General features: G+C 68.6%; 7 protein-coding genes. 3 read left to right on the top strand and 4 right to left on the bottom strand.

Features of this window, described 5'->3' with window-relative positions:
* On the bottom strand, window positions 1–218 hold a 218-nt coding region (locus tag AC1DS3_RS20050; protein ID WP_477127798.1), incomplete at its 3' end, for a DUF1415 family protein.
* 75 nt (window positions 219–293) lie between these two features.
* Window positions 294–686, bottom strand: a complete 393-nt coding sequence (locus AC1DS3_RS20045) for a hypothetical protein (protein ID WP_441639559.1) — start codon at window positions 684–686, stop codon at window positions 294–296.
* Between the two features lie 133 nt (window positions 687–819).
* On the opposite strand from AC1DS3_RS20045, the gene AC1DS3_RS20040 reads away from it, so the two are divergent.
* Window positions 820–2,088: a TIGR03862 family flavoprotein gene (locus tag AC1DS3_RS20040; protein WP_441639560.1), complete on the top strand. Its 1,269-nt coding sequence runs from the start codon at window positions 820–822 to the stop codon at window positions 2,086–2,088.
* A 16-nt stretch (window positions 2,089–2,104) separates the two neighbouring features.
* On the opposite strand, the gene AC1DS3_RS20035 is transcribed toward AC1DS3_RS20040, so the two are convergent.
* The gene (locus AC1DS3_RS20035; RefSeq protein WP_441639561.1) at window positions 2,105–3,727 is read right to left on the bottom strand and encodes an NAD(P)/FAD-dependent oxidoreductase; all 1,623 of its coding nucleotides are present in this window, start codon (window positions 3,725–3,727) and stop codon (window positions 2,105–2,107) included.
* Window positions 3,728–3,914: 187 nt separating this feature from the next.
* Between AC1DS3_RS20035 and AC1DS3_RS20030 the strand changes: the two genes are divergently transcribed.
* Window positions 3,915–4,220: a single-stranded DNA-binding protein gene (locus AC1DS3_RS20030; RefSeq protein WP_477127797.1), complete on the top strand. Its 306-nt coding sequence runs from the start codon at window positions 3,915–3,917 to the stop codon at window positions 4,218–4,220.
* Window positions 4,221–4,298: 78 nt separating this feature from the next.
* On the opposite strand, the gene AC1DS3_RS20025 is transcribed toward AC1DS3_RS20030, so the two are convergent.
* Entirely contained in the window at window positions 4,299–4,664 is a 366-nt protein-coding gene (locus AC1DS3_RS20025; RefSeq protein ID WP_477127796.1) for a hypothetical protein, read from the bottom strand.
* 174 nt (window positions 4,665–4,838) lie between these two features.
* Here AC1DS3_RS20025 and AC1DS3_RS20020 point away from each other — a divergent pair, with 174 nt between their 5' ends.
* The gene (locus AC1DS3_RS20020) at window positions 4,839–6,281 is read left to right on the top strand and encodes an aminotransferase-like domain-containing protein (RefSeq protein WP_441639563.1); all 1,443 of its coding nucleotides are present in this window, start codon (window positions 4,839–4,841) and stop codon (window positions 6,279–6,281) included.
* Window positions 6,282–6,386: the final 105 nt, after the last annotated feature.

Genomic DNA, 6,386 nt, shown 5'->3' with positions numbered 1-6,386 from the left:
ATCTCGGCAGGGTCGGCATCGGCGAGCGTGCGCAACTCGGTTTCGAGATCGGCAAGCACGCCCTCGGTATCGGTGGCATCGCTCACCGTGTAGCGGATCTGCCGCTTCACGTGCACCGCCTTGGCGAAGGGGCACAGGTTGAGGCCGATCACCGCGCGCTCCAGCCATTGCTGGGTGGCGCCTACGATGGACTGGGTGGATGGCGAAGCGGTGGGCATGGCGATGCGTGACTGCGCTAAACCGCCATTTTAACCCCCCGCCTCGGCGGGCCAAAGGGCAAAGGGCAAAGGGACTCAGCGGCGCGCCCCGTAGATCTGCCTGGCCAGCGCCTCGGCCTGGCGCATKGCCGCGTCACGCTCGGCCGTGCTCAGCTTTGCGCAGACGTACTCCAGGTTGGCGGTGTCCAGGTCGGTGACGTGGCGTTCGCCGGACAGCACGATCACCTTGCGCCACATGCAAGCCTTGACGCGGTCGCGCTCCAGCCCGAGGCACCCGGACTGCAGGCAGTACGAGAGGTTGCGCTGGGACAGGAAATCGCCTTTCATCGCCTTTTCCTGCAACCCCTGCGCGGTTTCCTGCGCGAGCGCCGGGTGCACGCCGGCCACAAGGCCCAGCACGACCAGCAAGACCAGAACCAAGGCCCGCGCGGCGGGAAGAGGCAACGACAAGCGGGACGGCAAGGGCATGGGAGGCGCGGGAGACCAGTGGCACAAGGGAAGGGGCGATCTTAGCAGTTGCCCCTGCCCTATATAATCCGATCCGCCGCACCCTGCCTTGCGCCCCTTTGCGCGATCGACCGCCTTGCCCCGGATTCAACCCATGTCTGCACCCGCCGCCTCCCTCCCCGCCGCCAGCGTTGCCGTGATCGGCGGCGGCCCCGCAGGCCTGATGGCGGCGGAGGTGCTGGCCGCGCGCGGGTTTCGCGTGGACGTGTATGACGCCATGCCCTCGGTTGGCCGGAAGTTCCTGATGGCCGGGCGCGGTGGCATGAACCTCACGCATTCCGAAGCGGCGCAGCCCTTCCTCGGGCGCTATGGCAAGCGCAGCGCGCAAATCGCACCGCTGCTGGCCGGCTTCGATCCGCAAGCGCTGCGCGGCTGGGTGCACGGCCTCGGCATCGAGACCTTCGTCGGCAGCTCGGGCCGGGTCTTTCCCACCGACATGAAAGCCGCGCCGATGCTGCGCGCGTGGCTGCACCGCCTGCGCGAGGCCGGCGTGCAGTTCCATATGCGCCGTCGCTGGCTGGGCTGGGACGATGCGTCGGGCCAGCTGCGCTTTGGCACGCCCGAGGGCGAGCTGCTGGTCCAGGCCGATGCCACGGTGCTGGCACTTGGCGGCGGCAGCTGGGCACGCCTGGGTTCCGACGGCGCATGGGTACCGCTGCTGGCAGCGCGCGGCGTGGACATCGCCCCGTTGCGCCCCGCCAACTGCGGCTTCGACGTAGCCTGGAGCGAGCACTTCCGCACACGTTTTGCCGGCCACCCGCTGAAGGCCGTGGCCATCGGGCTGCGCGAGCGCGATGGCGTGGAGCACTATCGCCAGGGCGAGTTCGTCATCACGGCCGGCGGCATCGAGGGGAGCCTGGTCTATGCGCTGAGCGCACCAATGCGCGACCTGCTCGAAACCACCGGCGAGGCCACGATCCATCTCGACCTGGCGCCAGGCCTGCCGGCTGAACGCGTGGCCGAAGCGGTGCAGCGCCCGCGCGGCGCGCGCTCGCTATCGAGCCACTTGCAGAGCAAGCTGGGCATCACCGGTGTCAAGGCCGGCTTGCTGCGCGAATGCTTGTCAAAGGAAGAATTTGCCGACCCCGCGCGGCTGGCGGCAGCGCTCAAGGCGCTGCCCGTGCGCCTGCTGCGCGCGCGCCCGATCGATGAAGTGATCAGCAGCGCGGGCGGCGTCGCGTTCGAGGCGATGGACGCGCAATTGATGCTGCGCGCCGTGCCGGGCGTGTTCTGCGCCGGCGAGATGCTGGACTGGGAAGCGCCCACCGGCGGCTACCTGCTGACCGCATGCTTTGCCAGCGGGCGCGCGGCCGGGCTGGGAGCGGCGGCCTGGCTCGAAGCAACCCAGGCTGCCGGGCGCTAAGCCAGCCTGGGCTCGCTCAGGCCGCCTTGCCGTTGACGATGCTCAACGCCACGGCCTCGGCCACTTCGATGCCATCGATGGCCGCGGAGTAAATGCCGCCCGCATAGCCAGCGCCTTCGCCGGCCGGGTACAACCCTTCCACGTTCATGCTCTGGTAGTTGTCCTTGCGGCGGATGCGCAGCGGCGACGACGTGCGCGTTTCCACGCCGGTCAGCACCGCGTCATGCATGGCGAAGCCGGCAATCTTCTTGTCCAGTTCGGGCAGCGCCTCGCGGATGGCTTCGATGATGTAGTCGGGCAGCGCGGTGGACAGGTCAGTCGGCGTGACGCCCGGCTTGTAAGAGGGCTCGACCGTGCCCATCGCCGTKGACGGCCGGCGCGCGATGAAGTCGCCCACCAGCTGCGCCGGCGCGTTGTAGTTGCGCCCGCCAAGTTCGAAGGCGCGCTCTTCCCAATGGCGCTGGAAGGCGATGCCGGCCAGCGGGCCGCCGGGGAAATCCTCCGGCGTGATGCCCACCACGATGCCGGCATTGGCATTGCGCTCGGCGCGGATGTACTGGCTCATGCCGTTGGTCACGACGCGGCCCGGCTCCGAGGCCGCGGCCACCACCGTGCCGCCCGGGCACATGCAGAAGCTGTAGACCGCGCGGCCGTTGCTGGCGTGGTGCACCACCTTGTAGTCCGCGGCGCCCAGCAGCTTGTTGCCAGCGAACTTGCCAAAGCGGCTGCTGTTGATCATGCCCTGCGGATGCTCGATGCGGAAACCCAGCGAGAACGGCTTGGCCTCCATGAACACACCGCGCTCATGCAGCATCTCGAAGGTATCACGCGCGCTGTGGCCCACCGCCAGGACGACGTGGTCGGCCTGCAGGTATTCGCCGTTGGACAGCTTGAGGCCGCGCATCTTGCCGCCCTCGATATCCACGTCCTCGACGCGGGTCTCGAAGCGGACCTCGCCGCCCAGCGCGAAAATCTCGGCGCGCATCTTCTCCACCATGCTGACCAGGCGGAAGGTGCCGATGTGGGGGCGCGCGAGATAGAGGATGTCCTCCGGTGCGCCGGCCTTGACGAACTCATCGAGCACCTTGCGGCCGTAGTGCTTCGGGTCCTTGATCTGGCTGTAGAGCTTGCCATCGGAGAAAGTGCCCGCCCCGCCCTCGCCGAACTGCACGTTCGACTCGGGGTTCAGCACGCTCTTGCGCCACAGGCCGAAGGTGTCCTTGGTGCGCTCGCGCACTTCCTTGCCGCGCTCCAGGATGATGGGCTTGAAGCCCATCTGCGCCAGGATCAGGCCGGCGAGCAAGCCGCACGGGCCCATGCCGATCACCACCGGGCGCAGCGTGGTACCCGGTGCGGGTGCCTGTGCGACGAAGCGGTAAGCCATGTCCGGCGTCACGCTCCAGTTCGGCTTGCCGGCCATGCGCTTGATCGCCGCGGCTTCGTCCTTCACCGCGATATCGAGGATGTAGGTGAGCTTGATATCGGAGCGCTTGCGGGCATCGTGCGCGCGGCGGTACACGGTGAACCCGGTCAGGCCATCGGCCTTGACACCGAGTTCGGCGAGGCGGGCGAGGACCACGGCCTTGAGATCGCTCTCGGCGTGGTCGAGCGGGAGTTTGACTTCACTTAGACGTAGCATGGGAACCTGGAATTCTGCGGCCGGTGGGTCGGCCCTGGAAGGGGCGCGGACTGCACTCTGGTTGAGCGTTGGGCTGGCCGGACCGCAATTTTATCGTTTTTAGCGCCAGGGCCCGCATTCTCTGCCACGAGCGCGCGAAATTGTGAGATCTTCCGCACCCCGGCAAGATAACCAGCAAGGAAGAAAGATGATMGACGCACTAGTCAGCGGCCGGCTCCACGGCCACGCCAGCGAACGTTCCGGCCAGGGCGGCAGCCAGTACGTGACCGCCAAGCTCAAGGCCGCGATCAACGATGGCGACACCGTCATCGTCAATGTCATCGCGTTCGCCGACAAGGTGCGCGCAKGGCTGCTGGCGCTGGAGGACGGCGAATCGGTCGCGCTGTCAGGCAGCCTCACGCCCAAGGTCTGGACCGACAAGAACGGCGACACGCGGCCCGCCCTGGACCTGGTGGCCCATGCCATGCTGAGCGCGCACGGCCAGCAGGACTGACCACCCCGGGGCGGCCGTCCCGGCCAGGTGTGCGCGAGGCCTGCGCCGGCTCATCCCCCTTCGTTGCGCTCCCTCTGTTCATGCCTGCGCCGGGCGCAGCCAGCGGGTCCACCAGGGCCCGGCCGCGGGTGCCTGCAGCCCCAGCGTGGCCGCCTGCCGGGCCAGCATTTCCACCCAGCCGGGCGACAGCGCCACCACGCTGCCGGCAGGCAGGCGGCGCGGCTGCCGCCACACGGTGCCGGCCAGCCAGCGCGGCGCCTCGGTGAGTTCGATTTCGCCCTCCAGCACGCACAGGGTCGTGCCGGCCTTGGCATGGAAGCGCAGCACGCGGCCGCTTTCCAGGTCGAGCACMTGCGCTTGCGGCTCGGCGCTAGCCAGCTTGGCGCGCGTGGGCTGGACGGGCTGGACAGTGGGGACGATCGGGTCTGAACGATAGTTTTGCATGATGCCGGCTCCCTGGCTTTGACAGGGTTCCAGACTACCGATGCAGGCCGGACCGAAACAGGCACACGCCTCTGTCTTGTGAACCGCAACAGAGGCATAACAAACCATCTGTTACGATACAGAAGACCCTGATCTGTACCTGTTGCGCCGGCCGCCGCCGCGCCACCATGCTGCATGGAATCCACCCCCCTCTACCGCCAGCTTGCCCAGCACTACCTGCACGCCATCGAAACGGGCGTTTTGAAGCCGGGGGACCGCGTGCCCTCCGTGCGCACGCTGATGGAGCTGCACGGCGTGAGCCTGTCGACCGCGCTGCAGGCCTGCCGGCAGATGGAAAGCGATGGCCTGCTCGAGGCTAGGCCGCGCTCGGGCTACTTCGTGCGGCACCGCCGGCACAAGCCGCTGGCGCCGATCGAAGAGCCTGCCGCCACGCTGCCCGACCCCGCGCAATACGTGGGCATCCATGAGCGCATCTCCGCCATCACCGCGCGCGGGCGCCAGCAACCGGTCGCGGTGAATTTTGCCGGCGCTTGCGGCGCGCCCGCGCTGTACCCGGCGCAAGGCCTGCGCAATGCGGCGGCGCGCGCGCTGCGCCTGCATCCCCAGCTGTTTGGCAGCGCGGCCGACGCCAGCGGCCATCCGGCCTTTCGCGCCGTGCTGGCGCGCAACGCGCTGCTCTCGCGCATCACGGTCGCGCCGGAAGACATCCTGGTGACCCACGGCTGCACCGAGGCGCTCAACCTCGCCCTGCGGGCGGTGGCACAGCCCGGCGACGTGATTGCCGTGGAGTCGCCCACCTACTACGGCCTGCTGCAGATCCTGGAGAGCCTGGGCATGCGCGCGCTGGAGATTCCCAGCAGCCCGCAGACCGGCATCTCGCTTGAAGCGCTGGAGCTGGCCGCGCAGACCTACGACAACATACGCGCCGTGGTAGTGGTGCCGAACCTGCAGAATCCGCTGGGCAGCATCATGCCGGACGCCAACAAGGCGCAGCTGGTGGCCTGGTGCGATGCGCGCGCCATCGCGTTGATCGAGGACGATTGCTTCTCCGCCCTGGCGGACGGGGACGCGCCGCTGGCTGCCCTCAAGGCCTGGGACCGCAGCGGCGGCGTGATCCATTGTGCCTCGCTGCACAAGATCCTGGCGCCTGGCATGCGGCTGGGATGGATCGCCGCGGGCAAGTGGCAGGCGCGCGTGGAAATGCTCAAGTACAGCCAGTCGCGGCCCAACGAGTTGCTGGCGCAGATGGCGGCGGCCGAGTTCATGGGTTCCGGCGCGTACGAGCGGCACCTGCGGCGCCTGCGCGAGCAATTGCGCAGCCAGCGTGCGCAGGTGGCACAGGCGATTGCCGCGGAGTTTCCCGCTGGCACGCGTGCCTCCAACCCGAACGGCGGCCTGCACCTGTGGGTCGAGCTGCCGGGCTCGGTCCCGTCCGAAGCTGTGTTCGACCAGGCCATGGCGGCGGGCATCCGCGTCGTGCCCGGCGTGATGTTCTCCAACTCCAACCGCTTCGACCATTTCCTGCGGCTCAATTGCGGCACGCCGATCACGCCAGAGATCGAACGCGCGTTGCGCACGCTCGCTGCGGTGGTGGCGCGCCTGGCGGACCAGCCGTAGCGGCCATAGCGGCCGATGATGGAGGGCAGGCGACGGGCATGGCGCGCCACATCCGTCGCCTCGCGCCACCATTCGTTCCTGGCATCGCGCCGTTCATCGCAGCGC

This window comes from Cupriavidus sp. 01L46 (assembly GCF_056399905.1).
Note: the sequence above shows the minus strand (reverse complement) of the source record. Positions and strands in the feature narration are given on the sequence as shown.

Excerpts from the sequence above, each read along its gene's own strand:
- AC1DS3_RS20020 (WP_441639563.1), top strand. The coding sequence starts at position 4,839 with ATGGAATCCACCCCCCTCTACCGCCAGCTTGCCCAGCACTACCTGCAC.
- AC1DS3_RS20040 (WP_441639560.1), top strand. The coding sequence starts at position 820 with ATGTCTGCACCCGCCGCCTCCCTCCCCGCCGCCAGCGTTGCCGTGATC.